General features: G+C 72.8%; 18 protein-coding genes. 7 read left to right on the top strand and 11 right to left on the bottom strand.

The annotated features are described in order from the left end of the window. Positions 1–6 precede the first annotated feature (6 nt). The 5 genes from P8A20_RS33265 to P8A20_RS33285 form a co-directional block, all read right to left on the bottom strand. Positions 7–786 (bottom strand): ABC transporter ATP-binding protein, encoded by a 780-nt coding sequence (locus tag P8A20_RS33265; protein ID WP_306104835.1) that lies wholly within the window; start codon positions 784–786, stop codon positions 7–9. Beyond that, positions 783–1,613: an ABC transporter permease gene (locus tag P8A20_RS33270; protein WP_306104836.1), complete on the bottom strand. Its 831-nt coding sequence runs from the start codon at positions 1,611–1,613 to the stop codon at positions 783–785. Before P8A20_RS33270 ends, P8A20_RS33265 begins: the two co-directional genes overlap by 4 nt. Then, positions 1,610–1,915, bottom strand: coding sequence for an ROK family protein (locus P8A20_RS33275; RefSeq protein WP_306104837.1), 306 nt, complete (start codon positions 1,913–1,915; stop codon positions 1,610–1,612). Before P8A20_RS33275 ends, P8A20_RS33270 begins: the two co-directional genes overlap by 4 nt. Before the next feature lie 35 nt (positions 1,916–1,950). Next, on the bottom strand, positions 1,951–2,847 hold the full coding sequence (locus tag P8A20_RS33280; protein WP_306104838.1) for an ROK family protein: 897 nt from the start codon (positions 2,845–2,847) through the stop codon (positions 1,951–1,953). A gap of 78 nt (positions 2,848–2,925) precedes the next feature. Beyond that, entirely contained in the window at positions 2,926–3,939 is a 1,014-nt protein-coding gene (locus P8A20_RS33285) for a formylglycine-generating enzyme family protein (RefSeq protein ID WP_147960554.1), read from the bottom strand. Between the two features lie 258 nt (positions 3,940–4,197). Here P8A20_RS33285 and P8A20_RS33290 point away from each other — a divergent pair, with 258 nt between their 5' ends. The 4 genes from P8A20_RS33290 to P8A20_RS33305 all read left to right on the top strand — a co-directional run bounded on the left by P8A20_RS33290 (position 4,198) and on the right by P8A20_RS33305 (position 10,584). Next, entirely contained in the window at positions 4,198–4,947 is a 750-nt protein-coding gene (locus P8A20_RS33290) for a hypothetical protein (RefSeq protein ID WP_306104839.1), read from the top strand. A 173-nt stretch (positions 4,948–5,120) separates the two neighbouring features. Next, positions 5,121–5,810 carry a class F sortase gene (locus P8A20_RS33295; RefSeq protein ID WP_306105226.1) on the top strand — a complete coding sequence of 230 codons (690 nt, stop codon included), beginning with the start codon at positions 5,121–5,123 and terminating at the stop codon, positions 5,808–5,810. A gap of 264 nt (positions 5,811–6,074) precedes the next feature. Next, complete coding sequence (locus P8A20_RS33300) at positions 6,075–9,809, top strand: HEAT repeat domain-containing protein (RefSeq protein ID WP_306104840.1); 3,735 nt, start codon at positions 6,075–6,077, stop codon at positions 9,807–9,809. Further along, positions 9,763–10,584, top strand: a complete 822-nt coding sequence (locus tag P8A20_RS33305) for a HEAT repeat domain-containing protein (RefSeq protein WP_306104841.1) — start codon at positions 9,763–9,765, stop codon at positions 10,582–10,584. The genes P8A20_RS33300 and P8A20_RS33305 overlap by 47 nt, the downstream gene beginning before the upstream one ends. Positions 10,585–10,588: 4 nt before the next feature. Here P8A20_RS33305 and P8A20_RS33310 read toward each other — a convergent pair whose 3' ends face one another. After that, positions 10,589–11,143 (bottom strand): DNA polymerase ligase N-terminal domain-containing protein, encoded by a 555-nt coding sequence (locus tag P8A20_RS33310; protein WP_261988523.1) that lies wholly within the window; start codon positions 11,141–11,143, stop codon positions 10,589–10,591. A 141-nt stretch (positions 11,144–11,284) separates the two neighbouring features. Continuing rightward, positions 11,285–11,806, bottom strand: coding sequence for a DUF4232 domain-containing protein (locus P8A20_RS33315; protein WP_261988524.1), 522 nt, complete (start codon positions 11,804–11,806; stop codon positions 11,285–11,287). Between the two features lie 261 nt (positions 11,807–12,067). Between P8A20_RS33315 and P8A20_RS33320 the strand changes: the two genes are divergently transcribed. Further along, on the top strand, positions 12,068–12,988 hold the full coding sequence (locus P8A20_RS33320) for a glycoside hydrolase family 16 protein (RefSeq protein ID WP_306104843.1): 921 nt from the start codon (positions 12,068–12,070) through the stop codon (positions 12,986–12,988). Between the two features lie 54 nt (positions 12,989–13,042). Then, positions 13,043–14,035, top strand: coding sequence for an aldo/keto reductase (locus P8A20_RS33325; protein WP_306105227.1), 993 nt, complete (start codon positions 13,043–13,045; stop codon positions 14,033–14,035). A 9-nt stretch (positions 14,036–14,044) separates the two neighbouring features. Here the strand turns inward: P8A20_RS33325 and P8A20_RS33330 are convergent, their stop codons facing one another. The 4 genes from P8A20_RS33330 to P8A20_RS33345 form a co-directional block, all read right to left on the bottom strand. Beyond that, the gene (locus tag P8A20_RS33330) at positions 14,045–15,226 is read right to left on the bottom strand and encodes a serine/threonine-protein kinase (protein ID WP_371934424.1); all 1,182 of its coding nucleotides are present in this window, start codon (positions 15,224–15,226) and stop codon (positions 14,045–14,047) included. Positions 15,227–15,467: 241 nt separating this feature from the next. Beyond that, the gene (locus tag P8A20_RS33335; RefSeq protein WP_306104845.1) at positions 15,468–16,157 is read right to left on the bottom strand and encodes an HAD family hydrolase; all 690 of its coding nucleotides are present in this window, start codon (positions 16,155–16,157) and stop codon (positions 15,468–15,470) included. A 24-nt stretch (positions 16,158–16,181) separates the two neighbouring features. Next, a complete protein-coding gene (locus P8A20_RS33340) occupies positions 16,182–16,661 on the bottom strand; it encodes an Lrp/AsnC family transcriptional regulator (RefSeq protein ID WP_306104846.1) in 480 nt (159 codons plus the stop codon). Positions 16,662–16,842: 181 nt separating this feature from the next. Continuing rightward, positions 16,843–17,610 carry an SDR family NAD(P)-dependent oxidoreductase gene (locus P8A20_RS33345; protein WP_147964255.1) on the bottom strand — a complete coding sequence of 256 codons (768 nt, stop codon included), beginning with the start codon at positions 17,608–17,610 and terminating at the stop codon, positions 16,843–16,845. A 181-nt stretch (positions 17,611–17,791) separates the two neighbouring features. On the opposite strand from P8A20_RS33345, the gene P8A20_RS33350 reads away from it, so the two are divergent. Beyond that, positions 17,792–18,436 carry a TetR/AcrR family transcriptional regulator gene (locus P8A20_RS33350; RefSeq protein ID WP_371606806.1) on the top strand — a complete coding sequence of 215 codons (645 nt, stop codon included), beginning with the start codon at positions 17,792–17,794 and terminating at the stop codon, positions 18,434–18,436. The last annotated feature ends 21 nt before the right edge of the window (positions 18,437–18,457 follow it).

The raw sequence follows: 18,457 nt of genomic DNA on the forward strand, positions 1-18,457 counted from the left end.
GTGGGCTCAGGCGGCCGGGGCGGCCGGGGTCTGGTGGTACACGGAGGTCCACACGGCATTGCGGATCCGTGCGAATTCGGGCGAGAGACGGATGTCCTCGGTGCGGGGGTAGGGCAGGTCCACGTCGACGACCGAATGGATCCGGCCCGGCCGCGCCGCCATCACCACGACACGGCGGGCGAGGTACACGGCCTCGTCGACGTCGTGCGTGATGAACAGGACGGTGCGCCGGTCCCGGCTCCAGGTCTCCAGGAGCTGGTCCTGCAGCTGGACCCGGGTCAGCGCGTCCAGTGCGCCGAAGGGCTCGTCCATCAGGAGTACCTGCGGGTCGACGGCGTAGGCGCGGGCGATCGCGCAGCGCTGCTTCATCCCGCCCGACAGGGTCTTGGGCAGCGCGTCGGCGAAGTCGGTGAGGCCCACCAGGCCGATGGCGCGCTCCGCCCGCAGTCTCCGTTCCGCGGCGGGCACGGACGCCAGCTTCAGTCCGAACTCGACGTTGCCGCGCACGGTCAGCCAGGGGAACAGCGCGTACTGCTGGAAGATCACCCCCCGGTCGGGTCCCGGGCCGGTGACGGTCCGCCCGTCGACGAGGACCTCGCCCGAGGTCGGGGTGGCGAGTCCGGCGGCCAGGTTGAGCAGGGTGCTCTTGCCGCACCCCGACGGTCCGACGACGGTGACGAACTCCTCGTCGCCGATGTCGAGGGACACCTCGTCCAGGGCGGTGAAGGTGGACTTCTTCAGCGGAAAGGTCTGTGAGACGTTCCGGAAGGAGATCTTGGCGTTCAACGGGTCTCCTGCCAACGGGTGAGGCGGCGTTCGGCGAGCAGCAGCAGCCGGTCCATCAGCAGGCCGAGCAGACCGATGGTGATGAGGCCGACGAAGATGGTGGGGAGGTCGTAGTAGAGCTGGGCCGACTGCATCCGGAAGCCGAGGCCCTCCTGGGCGGCGATCAGCTCCGCGGCGACGAGGGTCCCCCAGGCGGATCCCAGCCCGATCCGCATCCCGACGAGGATGAACGGAGCGGAGGCGGGTACCACCACCTTGAGGAAGATCGTCCCGTCCCGGGCGCCCAGAACACGCGCGGCGTCGATGAGGGTCCTGTTGACACCCACGACGCCCTGGAAGGCCGCCACGACGCTCGACAGGAACGCCGCCAGGAAGATCACGAACACCTTGGGCACCTCGCCGATGCCCAGCAGCACGATGGCCAGCGGAATCATCGCGAGCGGCGGCACCGTGCGGAAGAACTGGACGTACGGCTCCAGCAGCCCGCGTGCGACCGGGTACCAGCCCATCAGGAAGCCCACGGGGACGGCCAGCAGGGTGCCCAGCGCGAAGCCGGTCAGCACACGCCGCAGGCTGGCCAGCGCGTCGTCGGCCAGCGTGCCGTCCGCGATCAGCTCGCCCGCCCTGCCCGCCACCGCCACCGGTCCCGGAAGTGCCTGCACCTCCAGTGAGGCCAGCCACGCCCACACGCCGACGCCTGCCGCCAGGGCGATCAGGTTCAGCGCGAACGGGGGGACACGGACGCCCCTCCGCCGGGGCGCACGGGTGTCCTCCGCACTGTCCCGTACGGGTTCGGACCGCTTCAGGGGTGTCTCCGTGGAACTCATGCGGCGTCCTCGGGAAGGTCTTCGCTGCCCGGTTCCGGGTAGCGGGCGAGCAGAGGGGATTCATGGAGGGCGAGGGCGACCCCGCCGAGCGCGCCGCCCGCCTCGCCGAGCCCGGCGGGCAACAGGGTCACGCGCCCCCGGGCCAGCGGCAGGACGTGCGCGTCGAGCGCCTCCCGCACGGGGTCGAGCAGCGCGTCCTTCGCCCGGGCCAGTTCACCGCCCAGCACGATCACGCCCGGGCCGACCGCGTTGACGACCCCCGCGAGCACCGCTCCGGTCCTGGCCCCCGCGACCCGTAGCACCTCGTGCGCCGCCGGGTTGCCGTTCCCGACCGCCCTCAGCAGCGTCGGGACGTCGTCCGCCCGACCGCCCTCAGCAGCGTCGGGACGTCGTCCGCCCGGCCGCCCAGCGCGCGGTAGGAGGCGAGGACGGGCCCGATCGACGCGATCGTCTCCAGGCACCCCCTGCCCCCGCACTCGCAGGGACCGCCCTCGGGGTCGGCGGTGATGTGCCCGAGCTCGCCGGCCAGGCCGTCGACCCCCCTGTGGAGCGAACCGTTCACCACGAGGCCGCCGCCCACTCCGTGCGAGAGCCGCAGGTAGAGCACGTCCTGGCTGCCCGCCGCCGCGCCCCAGGTGGACTCCGCGAGGGCGGCGAGCCGGGTGTTGTTGTCGAGCAGGACCGGGGCCCCGAAGCGCTTGCCCAGCAGCCCGGCCAGGGTCGCCAGAGGTTCCTCGGGTTCGCCTTTGGCCGTCCGCACCGGCCCGACGACGCCGACGCCGACCGCGCCGGTGGTGCCGAGGGAGGACAGTCGCAGGGTGCCCCCGGCCAGCGAGGCGACCAGCCGCTCGGCCAGCTCCACCCGCCGCTCCCAGGAGAGCCCCGGCGGATGGGCCCGGCTCGCCGAACCGATCACCTCGTGAGCCACGTTCGCGGCGGCCACATGAACGGCCCGTCGGGCGAAATCGATGCCGACGGCCTGGCCGGCGGCGGGGTTGAGCGTCAGGTGCTCCACCGGACGGCCGCGCCTGCGGGGCCCGGGTGCCGCGGCTGCCGCCACGACGGCACCGCTCGCGACCAGGGTCCCGACTATGTCGTACAGCGTGGTACGCGAAAGCCCGGCCTGGCGCCCGAGTTCGGCCCGGCTCTGTGGCCCGTGCCGGCGCAGCAGGTCGAGTACGCGTTCCTCGTGCCCGCGCCTCAGCCGCGAGAGAGGTCCACCGTGTGAGTGCATGGCGCCCAGCATGATGACCGCGCGATTTTTAAGTCAATGACCCGGAAAAATATTCATGTTGCCGCAATGACGACGGGTTCAAGCCGAGCGGACGCAGCGGAAGCCGAGGTTCCCCGTGGTGCTGTCGGGCGTGTTGCGCGTCCGGGCGGCCACCCGGTAGCGGTTGCAGTACGAGCGGTGGCACAGGTAGGAGCCGCCCCGCATCACCTTGGCGTCCCCCGCGCCAGGACCGCGCGGGTCGCTCCGGCGCCCGGCCGGGTGCGTGGTGCTCCACCAGTCCTGGCACCACTCCCAGACGTTTCCCGCCATGTTGTACAGGCCGAAGCCGTTCGGCTGGTAGGCGTCGGCCGGAGCGGTGCCCGCGTAACCGTCCTCGGCGGTGTTCTTCGTGGGGAACTGCCCCTGCCAGATGTTGCAGCGGTGCTCACCTCCCGGGGTCAGCTCGTCGCCCCACGGGTAGCGCGCCTGCTCCAGGCCGCCCCGGGCCGCGTACTCCCATTCGGCCTCGGTCGGCAGCCGGGACCCGGCCCAACGGCTGTACGCACGCGCGTCGTTCCAGGACACGTGCACCACCGGATGGTCCCCGCGGTCCTCGATCCCGCTGCCGGGCCCTTCGGGTGTGTCCCAACGGGCGCCCTCCACCCCGCACCACCACGGGGTGCCCTCCGGGCGGCCCGCGCCACGCCGGAGCGCGGCCGGCAGGAAGCCGGCGAAGACGTACGACCAGCCGAAGCGCTCGGCCTCGGTCACATGACCGGTGGCCGCGACGAACTCGGCGAAGCGCCGGTTGCTCACCGCGTGGGTGTCGATGCGGAACGCGGAGACGCGTACCTCGCGGACCGGGCCCTCGCCGTCGGCCAGGAACCCCTCGGGGTCCTCGGTGCCCATGAGGAACGCCCCGCCCGGCAGTAGCACCATGCCGTCCTCGACAGCCCCGCCCGAAGTCCGCGGGGACGGCGCCGGCCCTCGCGCCTGATCCGCCCGGCGCACGCGTACCAGCGCGTCCGCCGGGTTGGTCACGGCGTTCGCGGACGGGGCGTCAGACTGCCGGCGGCCCGGGGAGCAGCAGCCTTCGGGGGCGATGTCGTTCATGCGGTGATCCTACGAGCACCGCGGAGACCCCCTACACCGATGATCATCTTCGTCCAAACCTCCTCCCGGCGTGGCGTGCCGTCCAACGGGTGACAACCGGCTCCCTGTCACACGATGGGCCCACGCCGTCGCTCGAATGCTGGTCTCCCGAGTGGTGCGGCTCCGGATTTCAGCTGACGGTGGATCACGTCGCACCCGTGATCCGATGAGCCGACAACCAGCCGGCCAGCGCGGGCGTGGCGAAAGGATTGTGTACCCATGCGCTCTGCCCGCACCCTGTTCGCATCGGCCGCCGTCACGGCGGTCCTCGCGGTCTCCGTTCCCGCCGCATACGCCGTGACCTCGGCGGACGACTGGGACAAGGACAGCGGCTCCTCCGCCAGCAGCAACGACGACCGTGAGAAGCCGGACTCGTGGAAGCACGAGAAGCCCGAGGGCGGCGTCCACACCGGTGGCGGTGCGCTCGCCGGCGTGTCGGCCGACGACTGGCAGAAGGACAAGGACGAGGACAAGGAGTCCGGTTCCGGCAGCAACGACGACCGTGAGAAGCCGGACTCGTGGAAGCACGAGAAGCCCGAGGGCGGCGTCCACACCGGTGGCGGTGCGCTCGCCGGCGTGTCGGCCGACGACTGGCAGAAGGACAAGGACAAGGACGAGGACAAGGAGTCCGGTTCCGGCAGCAACGACGACCGTGAGAAGCCGGACTCGTGGAAGCACGAGAAGCCCGAGGGCGGCGTCCACACCGGTGGCGGTGCGCTCGCCGGCGTGACGGCCGACGACTGGCAGAAGGACAAGGACAAGGACAAGGAGTCCGGCTCCGGCAGCGGCACGGACGGTGAGAAGACCTGGAAGCACGAGAAGCCCGAGGGCGGCGTCCACACCGGCGGTGGCGCGATGGCGCTCTCCGGCAGCGGCCTGGCCGCCGGTTCGGTCCTGATGCTCGGTGGGCTCGGTGCCGCCGCGTACAAGCTGCGCCGTCGCAACGCCTCGGGTGCCGCGGCCGCCTGAACGGCGTCGCGCACCGCTGAATGAATCGTGTCGTGGCCGCCGTCCTTCCCTGGGCGGTGGCCGCGCCGGTTTTCCCGTACGGCGCTCGCCCCGCACGGCTCCAGCCCCCAGCACCTGGACAGCTCTCGCCTCCCGCGCAGCTCCAGCCCCCGCACACGAAAGGCAGCATGAGCATGGCCGCCCCGCAGCCGTCCGAACCAGACTCCGCCTCCCCGGCCATCGGCCGTTCCCTGCTGTGGCCCGTCGTGGCGGTGGGCCTGGGCTTCCTCCTCGTCTACAACTCCTTCGACGCGTCGGCCGGAGTCCCGCCGGCCCCCTCCGTGGTGTCCCTCCCCGCGGCCTCCGCTCCTGCCGCGCCCACCCCGTCGGCCTCCGTCTCCACGCCTCCGCTCGAATTGCCCCCGTCCTACCCGAAGCGGATCTCGATCAAGTCGATCGCGGTCGACGCCCCCTTCACACCGCTGACGATCGGCCCCTCCGGCCAGCTGAACGCGCCGCCGGCGAACGACGCGAACCTGGCGGGCTGGTTCAAGAACGGTGCCACGCCCGGCGAGCGCGGTACCTCGGTGGTGGCGGGGCACGTCGACACCAAGACCGGCCCCGCCGTCTTCCTGCTGCTCAGCACCCTCAAGAAGGGCAACATGGTGGACATCACCCGTGAGGACGGCGTCGTCGCCACCTTCGAGGTCGACTCGGTCGAGACGTTCAGCAAGGCGGACTTCCCGGACGACCGGGTGTACGCCGACAAGGGCACCGCCCAGCTGCGCCTGATCACCTGCGGCGGCGTCTACGACAAGAAGAAGAAGGACTACGAGGACAACGTGGTGGTCTTCGCCCACCTGGCCTCCGTCAAGGAATCCTGAGAGCGGGGCTCCCGGGCCCGCCCTGACGCACGGCCGAGGGCCCGGGCCCCGCGGGCGGTCCAGGTCCGGAGCGGCGGACCGGGATCCCGCCCGGCGAGGAGCGGCGGCCGAGGATCCCGCCCGGCGAGGAGCGGCGGACCTGGAGCCCGCCCTCCTCGCCGCACGGTCGACGGGCGTCCCGTGTCGAGGGCGATGCCCGGACGGACCGTCGGCGGCAACCGAACCCGCTGGCCGAGCCGTTCCATCGACGCCTACCATCCGACGGTGACCACGACCCCCGCCGATGTGCGGACACCGCAGGGACACACGGGCGGTCCGGTGCACGGCAAGGCCGCGGACCACCCCCCGGTCTCCGAGCTCGGGCCGCTCATCGGACACGAGGACGCCCGTACGAGGTATCTGGGGCTCACCCTGCTGTCCGAGCGCCTGGACCGGCTCCCGCCGGCGGACGGTGACGCGGCCGACCTGGCGCGGCTGCTGCCACGGGACGTGCCTCGGTCGCCGGACGAGTCGCTCCTGCTGGCAGGGATCCACGGACGACTCGGCATCCACCTGCCGGGCCGGCGGCTGCCCGCCTGGCGTGCGGCCCCGCTGGAGGAAAAGGTGCGGGTCGCCTGGCTGCGTGCCGAACTCCTCACCGACCCCTCGGTGCTTCGGGACGAGCAGCCCGGAGAGCCCCTGTTCCAGGCCGTGCGCGGAATCGACGCCCTGGACGCCCACCGCCCGGACCGGCTGGTGGCCGGACTCGCCGATACCGGCGTACCCGTGCTCCTGATCGAGGCGGTCCGTCTGATGCGGCAGGGCCTGCACGCAGGGCTGCTCGCTCCCGGTACCGCCAAGGACGCCCTGGCCGGTCTCCTCGGTGCGAACCCGGCTCATCCGGTGGTCACGGCCGCCGTCCTGGCAGAGCTCGCCGAACCCTGGGCGGCCGCGGACCCGCTGCCCGCGGCCTGTTTCGCACCGTTCCTCGACTCCGCCCACGCGGGGCAGCCGACTGCTCCCGCTCTTGTCGCGGCGGCCCGGCACGGACACGGCGAACTGCTGCCGCGGACGGCGGCGGACCCCGACGTGCCTCCGGCCGTACGACGCCTGGCCATGGAACTCCTCGGTGACCTGGCGGAACGCGATGACATCGGCGCGCTCCTGGACGTCGCCGCCAAGGACCCGCTGCTGCTCGGCGGGCCCGCGATCAGCTGTCTGCGGGGACTCCACCGGCGCGGGCACTTCCCCGGGGCGGCACAGGTGCCGGCCCTCGTCGGCCTGGCGCTTACCGATCACTCGATCGAGCCCCGTACGGTCGCCACCATCCTCTACACCTGCCGCCGCTCGACGCTGCGGCTGCTCCTCGAAACCCCCGCGGACGCCCCGGACTGGCCTCGACGGCTCGCCCTGCTCGTCGCACTCGCCGGGCAGGGAACAGAAGACCTGCCCGTCGGGGCGGCCGTCACCCGACTGCTCCCCTCCGCGCGTCTGCCCGCGCCGTTCCTCGACGCGATCCGTGAACTCCGGTACGAGGAAGCCGAGGAGACCGTGCTCGCGATCCTGCCCGAAGCCCCGGCGGCCGCCCTCGACACGCTCGAGGCGATCGGCGGACCCCGTACGGTCGCGGTGCTGACCGAAGCGCTCGGCCCGGACACCGACGGCCGGGGCATCGCTCCCTTCCTGCGGCCCGTCCGCCACCGGGCGCTGGAACTCCTGTGGCAGCTCCAGACCGACCCGGAGCTCCGGCGTCACCTCCTCGCCCGTGTCGGCCCCACCGCGCTGCCCCCGGCCGTCGCCGCCGACCTCGGAGCACCGGACGAGCGGGAACTCGCCCTGCTCACCGCGGGCCCTGAACCCGGCGACCCGGTCGCCGCGCTGTGCGCGCTCGCGGCCCACGACAGCACAGCGACCCTGCCCGCGGTCACCGGACTGCTGCTCCGGGTCGTCGGTGAACTCGCGGCGTCCTGGGACACGGTGGAGACGGACCCGGAAGCGGCCCGGGCCGAGGAACCCGTCGTTCCCCAGGAGATCGTGGACGCCGTACGCGCCCTGGGCGGCCGGCTGTACGGGCGGCGCAGGATCAGACCCGTCTGCCTGCTCGGAGCCCGCGACGCCCAGGAGGCGGGGGACGCGCTGCTGGCGGGTACGGTACTCGACCTGCTGGACCGGCCCGGTCTTCCGGCCCGTCAGCAGTCGATCCTCCTCGAGGTCCTCCGGCGCGCACCGTCCGCCCACGCCCGCCCCCGCGTGCACCGGCTGCTGCGCCACCGCGACCCGCACGTACGCAAACACGTGATCGCGCTTCTCGCCGAGGGTGCGGCGGGCGAGGACGCCCAGGCACTGTCGGCGACGCTCATCGCGCTGACCCGGGCCGACGACATCCAGACCGTACGGCAGGCAGTGCTGGCCCTCGGGCACGCAGAGGCCCGCTGGGCCTGCCCGGCGATCACCGCCCTGCTCCGCCACCCCACCATGAACATCAGGAAGACCGCCGCCTCGGCCCTGGTGCGCGCCGGGACACCCGCCGCCGTGCCCTGCCTCCTGCGCGCGCTCGGCCGGGCCCACAACCCGGGACTCCACGCCGGGCTGGTCGCCGCACTCCGGGCGGTGCTGGGTGACGCCTGCACGGCGACGCTGCTCGCCGCAGCCGAACGTTGTCAGGACCCCGGGGAGCGCACGCTGCTGCTGCGGGGCCTCTCCGGCACCCTCGCCTCCCGCACGGTCCTCGCCCTGGCCGAACAGGACTCCCCGGTCGTGCCCGGTCTCCTCGCCGAAATGGCCGACCGCCGGATCCTTCTCGGAAGCGGGGCCGTCGCCGATCTCGCGGAGCTGTCGGCCGGACACGGGATCACGATGCCGCGCCACCCGTCCGACGCGGAGTCCCATGCCGCCGAACTGATCGGCGAGGGCTGGAACACCGCAGTCGCCCTGCGCCTGGCGCGGAGCCCGGACGACCTGCCGGTATCCAGTCCGTGGGAGCTCCGGCCGATGCTGGCGCACTGGCTGAGTCTGGCCCGGTCCGTGCCGCAGACGGACCGGGCCAGGGTCCTCCGCCTGGTCCTGCGGATGTGCCCCGCACCGTGGACGGCCGACGAACTGGCGCACTTCAGGGGTTCCGTACAGGTCCTGGTGGAGGGGCTCTCGCGTGACACGGCGTACCGGCCGCGACTGCTCCCCCTGATCGAGGCCGTGGCGCCCGGGCTGCCCGGCACGGAACGCATGGCGGTCGCCGACGCCGTACGCGCCCTGTCGCCGCCGCTCCATGTGCGGGCGCTGCTGCTGCTCCGTGCCTGTGGAGCCGTACCGGTCAGAGCCGATCTGGACCGGGCCCTGGCCGCCGCCCGCCTCGAAGCCGACGCCCGGAACGCCGAGACGGCCGTACTGCGTGAGGCGTTCGGCGCGCCGGTCGCGCCCTCGGACGACGCCGAGGCATGGAGGTCCTCGCTGCGCGCCCTCCTCCGCACGCGAGCCGGGCTGCAGGAGTTCAGGCGCGCCGTCCACCCGCGCCCGCCCGATTCGCGCCAGCGTCTCGCGGCTCTCGTGGCGGTCTGCCCTGATGTCGGCGAGGACGGCGTGAGGGCCCTCCTGCTCGACTGGATGACGGACCTCCAGCCCCTCGACGTGCCGCCGTGGACGCTCGCCGAGACGGCGGCTGCGCCTTCGGAAGCCGTACGCGACGCTGACCTCGACCAGCCACGCTCCGCCGCGCAGCGCGCCCGGCTGCTGAGCATGCTCGACGGGCCCGACGCCGGCCGGAGGGCCGACGCCGCCCGCCGGCTCCTGGACTGGCCGGAGCCGCAGCATGCCCGTGCGGTCCTCGACGCGTATCTGCGGGGCCGCATTCCCCTGACGTCAGGACCGGGCTCGGCCCGGGCGCTGGCCACGGTCGATCCGGCGGAGCTGACCGGCGGGGAGGTCATCCCCGACAGGGTCGGCCGGCCTGGCACGGCGACTCGGTCCCTGGGACGTCGTGCCCCTGATCCCGCTGCTGCTCGGATGGTGGGAGAGCGGACCTGAGGGCCTGCGGACCGAAGCCGCCCGGGCACTGCGTACGGCGCCGCCCGATGTGCTGGCCGATCACCTCCGTCCCCGGATCGAGGCGGGCGGGTGGGGCTACCTGGATCTGGTGACCGGCCTCAGGCTGCTCGGCTCTCCGGACATGAGGTGCGTCCGGGAGCGGCTGAGGGCGGAGGGGCGCGACGACCTCGCCGACGGACTCCTCCTGGACGAAGGGCCGGCCCCGGCTCCCCGGACGCCTGCTCCCGCCGGTGCGGTCCGCCGTCCCGGGCGGGCGGAACTGCTCCGCCTCGCGCGTGCGGGAGGCCCGGAGCAGATCCGCAGGGCCCTCGCGCGTCTCGTGGAGGAGCACGGCGGGCGGGGCCCGGACAGCGACCCCGCTCTCAGGGAGGTCGTCGGTGAACTGCTCACGCATCCCAGGCCCGGGGTGAGACTGCACGCGCACCGGATCTCGCGCACCATGCTGGCCCGCCCGGTCCATCTGCTCCACACCGCTGTCCTGCTGGACGACCCGCAGCCCGACATCAGCCGCATGGCGATCAGAACGCTCAGCCGTGCCGCCTGGGAACCCGCCGTTCCCTCGCTGGTCGCCCTGCTCGGCCACACCCACCCGACGGTCCGCAGGGAGGCGGCGGAGGGGCTGCTGCTGATGGGTGGACCGGCGGTTCCCGCACTGAGGCACGCCGCCGCCCGGGCCCGCCCCGACAAGCGCTCCCGCTACACCGGCCTCCTCGACCGGCTCGCCGCTACCGGCGACGGGCTTTCCACGCCGTGAGTACTCAGCCCGCGCCCTCCCGCTCCGCCACGGCGACCTGGTGCAGCGTGCGGCCGGTGCGGGCCGAGCGGGCGTGGTGCGGATCGGGTGTTCCCGGGCGGTCGTGCACGGCCAGGCGGTCGTTCGCCTTGATCAGCAGCCAGGCCTCCGGACCCCGTGTCCCGTCCTGGTCGTCGATGTGGAAGCGGGTGAGCGCGAATTCGCCGTGCAGCTTGGCCCCGTCGAGCCAGAACGTGGCGTGCCCCTTCTCCAGGGACTCGGCGAACGGGACGGGGGCGCCCGCGAGGTCGTGGCTGGTCGGGCGGTAGATGCCCTGGTCCCACACGATCACGGTGCCGCTGCCCTGCTCGTCCTGCGGGATGACTCCCTCGAACTCGCGGTACTCCAGAGGATGGTCGTCCGTCGGCACGGCCAGCCGTTTGTCGCTGGGATTGTCCGACGGGCCACGCGGTACCGCCCAGGACTTCAGGACACCGTCCACCTCGAGACGGAAGTCGAAATGCATGCGCCGGGCGTCGTGGATCTGCACCACGAAACGCCGTCTGCTCTCGCTGTCCACGACTGGTCCTTCCGCCGGTGCGGTCGGACGGTGCGCGCCTGCCGGGCCGAGTCCGGGGCAGCCCCGCACAGTCCCTGCCTCCACTGTGCCGCCGCCGTCGCCGGGCCGCACGACGGCCGTGCGGCCCGGGCAGGGAGCAGCTCAGCGGGTGTACCGGTAGAGCGCCGCGTCGGCCGCCGCGCGCGAGCCGTGCCACCACGTGGTCACCGGTTCCCAGACGCGGATCCCGTCCGCGGACCCCATAACGGCTGCGCCGAAGGCCCGCCCGCGGTGCGCGGGGTCCGCCGCGACCGTCAGCCGGTCCACCACCCGCAGTTCCGTGGCCGCCGGGTCCAGGGTGCGGACCGCGGCGTGGGCGGAGCTCCCGGCCGCCACCCGGTACGGCCCGCTCCCGCCGTCGGGTACCGGCAGGGCGAGACCGTCCAGATCGCCGAAGACGACGGTGGGGACGCGGTCGATCACGCAGGCCCGCCCGCTCCGGTTGGTGACACCGATGCGCAGTGTCCCGGGCCGGTCCGAGGGTGCGGCGGTGATCCTCAGGCCACTCTCCCGGCAGGTGGGAGGCGCCGGAGCGGCAGCGGAGGGGGAAGCCGTCATGGCGCCCGCCAGCGCCAGGGACAGCACGAAGGTGACGGGAAGGGATGCTTCGGCAGGGATACGCACGGTTTGTTCGTTCCCTGATGTGAGGACTTCCATCCGTACGGGCCCGGTCTGGACCAGATCCTTGACGGGGCCTCGGACCGCTGCCTTAAATCAAGTGTTGAAAGATACGCGTGAGGAGAACGCGTCGAGCGTTCACCTCTCGGTCGGATCTGTCATGCGCATGACCGTCAGCTCGTGGGGAGCCGGCGGACCCCCACGGAACTGCCGTCCCCCGTTCCCCTGGAACTGCCGCCCCCCATCCCCCCACCCCGAAATGATGTGATGACCGTGGCTTCCCCCCACCATGACGCGCGCCGTCCTTCACACAGGCGCCGCGCGTCTCTGTACACCGCTCTCGCGCTGCTCTGCTGCTCCCTGGCCATGACCGCACTTCCCGCCGGAGCCTCGGCCGCACCCGACCCCCACACGGCTGCATCCTCCACGGCCTCCCGGACGGCGCAGGCCGTGGCCTTCGCCGACGAGTTCGACGGGCCCGCGGGGTCCGCCGTCGACGGCGGCAAGTGGCTGACCGAGACCGGCGACAACGTCAACAACCACGAACGGCAGTACTACACGGCGGGCGACGACAACGCCGCCCTCGACGGCCAGGGCAACCTCGTCATCACCGCGCGCAAGGAGAACCCCGGCAACTACCAGTGCTGGTACGGGACCTGCGAGTACACCTCGTCCCGTCTCAACACCTCGGGCAAGTTCACCGCGACGTACGGGCACGTCGAGAGCAGGATGAAGATCCCGCGCGGGCAGGGCATCTGGCCCGCCTTCTGGATGCTCGGAGCCGACATCGGCAGCGTCGGCTGGCCCAACAGCGGTGAGATCGACATCATGGAGAACGTCGGCTTCGAACCGGGCACCGTCCACGGCACCCTGCACGGCCCCGGCTACTCCGGCTCGGGCGGTATCGGCGCCGGCTACACCCTCCCCGGCGGGGCCGCTTTCGCCGACGACTTCCACACCTTCGCCGTGGACTGGGCCCCCGACTCCATCACCTGGTCCGTCGACGGGACGGTCTACCAGACGCGGACCCCCGCGGACCTCAACGGCAACGCGTGGGTGTTCGACAAGCCGTTCTTCCTCATCCTCAACCTCGCCGTCGGAGGCTACTGGCCGGGCGACCCGGACGGCAGCACCGTTCTCCCGCAGCAACTCGTCGTGGACTACGTCCGCGTGACCACGAGCGACTGAGTGCGGAGCGGACCGGTGGCGGACACCGCCACCGGTCCGGCCCGCCGACGTAGCATGATCCGCATGGAGCAGCGCACACTCGGCAGGACCGGCCGTGACGTATCGGTCGTAGGACAGGGCACCTGGCAGCTGGGCGGGGACTGGGGCGAGGTGAGGGAGGCCGACGCCTTCGGCGTCCTCGACGCCGCCGTCGAGTCGGGGGTCACCTTCTTCGACACCGCCGACGTGTACGGCGACGGCCGCAGCGAACAGATCATCGGCCGCTATCTGAGGGACAGGCCCGACGCGGACGTCTTCGTGGCGACGAAGATGGGCCGTCGTGCCGAGCAGCTGCCGGACAACTACGTCCTGGACAACTTCCGTACCTGGAACGACCGTTCGCGCGCCAACCTGGGCGTCGACACCCTCGACCTCGTACAGCTGCACTGCCCGCCCACGGCCGTCTACTCGTCGGACGCGGTGTACGACGCCCTCGACACGCTCGTCGCGGAACAGCGCGTCGCCGCCTACGCGGTGAGCGTCGAGACCTGCGCCGAGGCGCTCACGGCCATCGCCAGGCCCGGTGTGGCGAGCGTCCAGATCATCCTCAACCCGTTCCGCCTCAAGCCCCTCGAAGAGGTCCTCCCGGCCGCCGTCGATGCGGGGGTCGGCATCATCGCGCGGGTCCCGCTCGCCTCTGGGCTGCTCTCAGGCAGGTACACCGCTGACACGGTCTTCGCTCCCGAGGACCACCGTGCGTACAACCGCCACGGCGAGGCGTTCGACCAGGGTGAGACGTTCTCCGGTATCGACTACGCGACCGGCGTGGCCGCCGCCGCCGAGTTCGCCGGGCTCGCCCCCGAAGGAGCCACCCCGGCCGGGACCGCGCTGCGCTGGATCATCCAGCAGCCGGGCGTCACCGCTGTCATCCCCGGTGCGCGTTCGGTGGAGCAGGCCCGCGCCAACGCGTCGGCCGCCGCGCTCCCGCCTCTTCCGCAGAGCACCCTCGACGCGGTGCGTGACCTGTACGACCGCAGGATCCGCGCGGAGGTCCACCCCCGCTGGTGAACCCGGGGGTCAGTCGTCCTCGCCGTCGCCGTCCTCGGCGGGAGCCACCGCCGGGTCGGCCGCGGGCGACTCGACCCCGGCCGTCGGGCTGGAGCCCGGATCCGGGGTGTCGGCGACCCCGGTGTCCGGCGCGAAGAGGATCGTTCCCAGATAGACGGCCGCCAGGAAGGCGACCGTTCCGGCCACGGCGCTGGCCACGCGCGGACGGCGCCGGATGGCCTCACCCGTGCTGATCCGGCGCGTGGTCCCCGTCCGGGGCGCGGATCTGGACGCACGGGGCGCGGGAGCCGCCCGTCTGCGGCCGGTGGCCTGCGGCAGCCGGTAGGTCGACGAGCCCCCGCCTGCCGGAGCACCGGGAGCCGGGGCCGGTGATGCGGCCGGTACGGCGGGCCGTGGGGCGGCCGGCGCGTGATGCGGAAGCGGCTCTGGCCGCCCGCGCCAGGCGTCCGTACGGAACCAGTCGGAGACCTGCTGCGCGCTCGGCCGGTCCTCCGGCTTCTTGGCCAGCAGGCCGAGCAGATACGAGTCGAAGGCGGGGGAGATGTCCACCCCGCGCTGTCTGACGGGCACCGGAGGCGTGTCCACGTGCTGGTAGAGCGTCGCGGTGGCCGTGTCCGAGCGGAACGGCGGCTGCCCGGCCAGCAGTTGGTAGATGACACAGCCGAGGGAGTACATGTCCGACGCGGAGTCGGCCGTGCGGCCGAGGGCCCGCTCGGGAGCCAGGTACAGGCTCGTGCCGACGATGTGGCCGGCCGTCGTCAGCGCGGTCGAGGGATCGTCGACGAACTGGGCGATGCCGAAGTCCCCGATCTTCACCGATCCGTCGGCGTCCAGCATCAGGTTGCCGGGCTTGATGTCGCGGTGGACGATGCCCTGCCGGTGCGCCGCGGCCAGACCGGCGGCGGCCTGGCCCGCGATGTGCGCGACCTGCTCGGGATGCACCGACTCCTGGGCCTCCAGGAGGTCCCCGAGGCTCCGGCCCTCGACCAGCTCCATCACCAGATAGAAGCGGTCCTCCCAGGAACCGAAGTCGAACACGGCCACCAGGTGAGGGTGGCTCAGACGCGCGGCCGTCTGCGCCTCCAGGCGGAAGCGCGCGGTCGACGAGGCATCGGCCTGGTCGCCCAGCAGCAGCTTCACCGCCACGGCCCGCCCCAGGACCTCGTCCGTGGCGCGCCAAACCTCACCCATACCGCCACGGCCGATGGGGGATATCAGCCGGTACCGCCCAGCAACCAGCACCTGTGCACACCAATCTCGAATTGTGGCCGTCTCCGACTGCCGCGGCGGTGACCCCGTCGGGCTCATCGCCTCGGTGGGCAGCGTCAGGGTGCGCGGCATGATCAGGATATCTGTCCCCCGGAGCGGCGTTCGCCCGGCCGGGGGGAGGAGCACCTGATCCGGCCAACCGGTGTGCCCGACCGGCCTGTTCTCACCCGGCGGAGAGCCAGTCGAGCACTGCGGCGGCGGTGAATTCCGCCTGTCCGCCCGGGAACAGCAGCTCCGCCTTCCCGAACACCTCGGGGGCCGCCGCCGCTTCTGGTTCCGGAACCGCGACACAGCGCATTCCCGCGGCGTGAGCCGCCAGCACGCCCGGGACGGCGTCCTCCAGCACCACGCACGTCTCCGGAGCAACACCGAGCCGGCGGGCCGCCTCCAGGAAGACGTCGGGCTCGGGCTTCCCGTGCGCCACCTCCTCCGCGGACACGTAGAGGGGCAGGTACGCGTCCAGTCCCGTGACCGCGAGTGTGGCCGCGATGGCGGCCCTGGACGACCCCGACGCCACCGCGATCGGCACCCCGTCCGCGTGCAACCGGGCGACCAGGGCGCGCATCTCCGGGAAGGCGTTGGTGGAGGCCCCGGCGAGCTCCAGATAGAGGGCGTTCTTACCGGCCAGCAGCTCGTCGACCGGCGCTTCGATGCGGTACTCCTCCCGGAGGACGGTGAGGGTCTCCCGGGTGCCGATCCCGATGAACCGGGTGTGGTCCTCCCAGCCGAAGTCCCGTACGCCGTACCGGGCGAGGAGCCGGCGTCCCGCCTCGAAGTAGTTCGGCTCGCTGTCGACGAGGGTGCCGTCGAGGTCGAAGAGTACGGGCGGTGCCGGGAGGCGCGGGGTGTTCATGGCCCCCAGCATGCCCGACGGCGGTCAGGGGGTACCTGCCGCCCGCCCCACCGCCTCGACCAGCGGCAGGACCCGGTACGCGACGCGCTCGCGCAGCGCCACCTCGGTCCGGGTCCTCACCACACCGGGGAGCTGGATCAGCTGCTGGATCACGTCCTCCAGGTGCCCGTTGTCACGGGCCACCACGCGGGTCAGGAGATCGCCGCCGCCGGTGGTCGAGAACGCCTCGATGATCTCAGGTACGGCCGCCAGCGCGTCACCCACCTCGTCCAGGTGCCCCTGGGTCACCTCCAGGTGCACGAAGGCGAGCACCGGATGGCCGAGGGCCGCGGGGGAGAGGGCGGGCCCCGTCCCCGTGATCACCCCGTCCCGCTCCAGGCGGTCCAGCCGGGCCTGGAGGGTGCCGCGCGCCACGCCGAGGACGCGCGCGTACTCACGCACGCTGGTACGCGGCTGCTCGATGAGCAGCCGGAGGATACGGGTGTCGAGGGCGTCCACCGCCATGTCCGCTGCGCTCCTCCCGGCTCGGTGATCGGTCGCCCGACTGTATCCGGGGCGGGGCGGGGCGGGGCGGGGTGGCGGCGTAGGGCACCCGTGGCTGGGTGATGGTACGCAGCCGTCCCGAGGTCCGGCGTCGTCGGGCCGGGTGTCCGGGACCGACCGCCACGCTGGCCCGCGAGGGTGCTCAGACGGCGGACCAGCCGTTGTCGACGGGAAGGATCGCCCCGTTGATGTTGCTCGCCGCGTCGGACGCGAGGAAGACGATCGCCGCGGCCTGCTCCTCGGCCCGCGCGGGCGAGCCGACATTGCCCATGTAGGGGGCGAGGGCAGCCGGCCCGTGGGCTCCCCGGTCGGCCTCGACCCGGATGTTGGTGATGGTGCCGCCGGGGGCGATGGCGTTGGAGCGGATGCCCTTGTCGCGGTACATGACCGCCAGTGACTTGGTCAGGCCGGCGACGCCGTGCTTGGAGGCCGTGTACGCGGCGCCCGCCGCGCTGCCCCTCAGCGACGCCTCGGAAGCGGTGAAGACGACGGCGCCCTTCCCGGCGGCCAGCATGTGGGGCAGCACGGCCCGCGTCAGGCGGAACGGGGCCGTCAGGTTGATGCCGATGACCCGCTCCCACTCGTCGTCGCCGGTGTCGGCCGCCGCCGACATGCTGTCCATGATCCCGGCGTTGTTGACGAGGACGTCTATCCCGCCGAACTCCTCGACCGCCGTTTCCGTGACCCGGTCGACCACGGCCTGGTCCCGGAGGTCGCCGATCACGGTCACCGCGGTGCCGCCGGCCTGCTCCACCTCCTCGGCGACGGCCCGGGCGGCAGCGTCGGCGACGTCGGCGATCAGTACGCGCGCGCCTTCCCGGGCGAACAGCAGGGCGGTTGCCCGGCCTATGCCCGATCCTGCGCCGGTGACGATGACACTGCGGCCCGGGCCGCTGGGGTTGACGCTCACGTGATGCTCCTCGTGTTCGGTGGCAGACCAGGCACGTTACCTTTAATGGCGGACTCTGCCAAAGAGGCGATGACCGACGTAAAAGGTTTGGCTACCATGGGCGCAGCCGGAAGGAAGGTGGCCGAAAGTCGTGGGAACCGTGCATGCCGGAGAGGCGCCCGGCCCTGCCCCGGGTGCTGTGGTGGCTTCGGCCGCCGACGGTGACCCGGCAGGTGAAGGGCCCCGCCTCGGGCGTCCTCCGCTGACCGAACGCCGCAAGGCCGCGACCCGGCTGGAGATCGCCCGGGAGGCCGTACGCCTCTTCGCCGACCGTGGTGTGGCCGCGACGACCGCCGACGACATCGCGGTGGCCGCGGGAATCTCGCAGCGGACCCTGTGGCGCTACACCTCGTCGAAGGAGCTCTGCGTCCGCCCGCTGCTGAGCTACGCGCTGGATTTCGTCACCGCGCTGATGCGGTCGTGGCCGCGCGACCGGCCACTGGCGGAGGCCGTCGCGGGCACGCCGTCGTCGCTCGCCGACACCGCGGCGGTCCCTGACGCGGAGGCCCTGCGCGACCTGGTCCGGCTCACCCGTACCGAGCCCGGACTGCGCGCCGTTTGGCTCCAGGTGCACCACGACGCGGAGCTGGTCTTCGCCGAGGTCATCGCCGGGCGGGCCGGCCACGGGCCCGACGATCTCGAACCACGGGTGCAGGCGACCCTCCTCAACGGCACGCTCCGCATCGCGGTCGAGCAGTGGGCGTGGAGTGCGGACCCGAGCCCCGACACCCTGACCCGTACCGTCCACAGGGCGCTCGACATCGCCCGGTCGGGGCTGTCCGACTGACGGCCGCGTCCACGCGGGTCC

Origin of the sequence: Streptomyces sp. Alt3 (genome assembly GCF_030719215.1) — a bacterium.
In the GTDB taxonomy this organism is placed as follows: Bacteria; Actinomycetota; Actinomycetes; order Streptomycetales; family Streptomycetaceae; genus Streptomyces; species Streptomyces glycanivorans.

Coding starts and splice junctions, on each gene's coding strand:
- P8A20_RS33270 (WP_306104836.1), bottom strand. CDS start 1,613: ATGAGTTCCACGGAGACACCCCTGAAGCGGTCCGAACCCGTACGGGAC.
- P8A20_RS33280 (WP_306104838.1), bottom strand. CDS start 2,847: ATGCACTCACACGGTGGACCTCTCTCGCGGCTGAGGCGCGGGCACGAG.
- P8A20_RS33285 (WP_147960554.1), bottom strand. CDS start 3,939: ATGAACGACATCGCCCCCGAAGGCTGCTGCTCCCCGGGCCGCCGGCAG.
- P8A20_RS33290 (WP_306104839.1), top strand. CDS start 4,198: ATGCGCTCTGCCCGCACCCTGTTCGCATCGGCCGCCGTCACGGCGGTC.
- P8A20_RS33295 (WP_306105226.1), top strand. CDS start 5,121: ATGGCCGCCCCGCAGCCGTCCGAACCAGACTCCGCCTCCCCGGCCATC.
- P8A20_RS33320 (WP_306104843.1), top strand. CDS start 12,068: ATGACCGTGGCTTCCCCCCACCATGACGCGCGCCGTCCTTCACACAGG.
- P8A20_RS33325 (WP_306105227.1), top strand. CDS start 13,043: ATGATCCGCATGGAGCAGCGCACACTCGGCAGGACCGGCCGTGACGTA.
- P8A20_RS33330 (WP_371934424.1), bottom strand. CDS start 15,226: ATGGGTGAGGTTTGGCGCGCCACGGACGAGGTCCTGGGGCGGGCCGTG.
- P8A20_RS33335 (WP_306104845.1), bottom strand. CDS start 16,157: ATGAACACCCCGCGCCTCCCGGCACCGCCCGTACTCTTCGACCTCGAC.
- P8A20_RS33340 (WP_306104846.1), bottom strand. CDS start 16,661: ATGGCGGTGGACGCCCTCGACACCCGTATCCTCCGGCTGCTCATCGAG.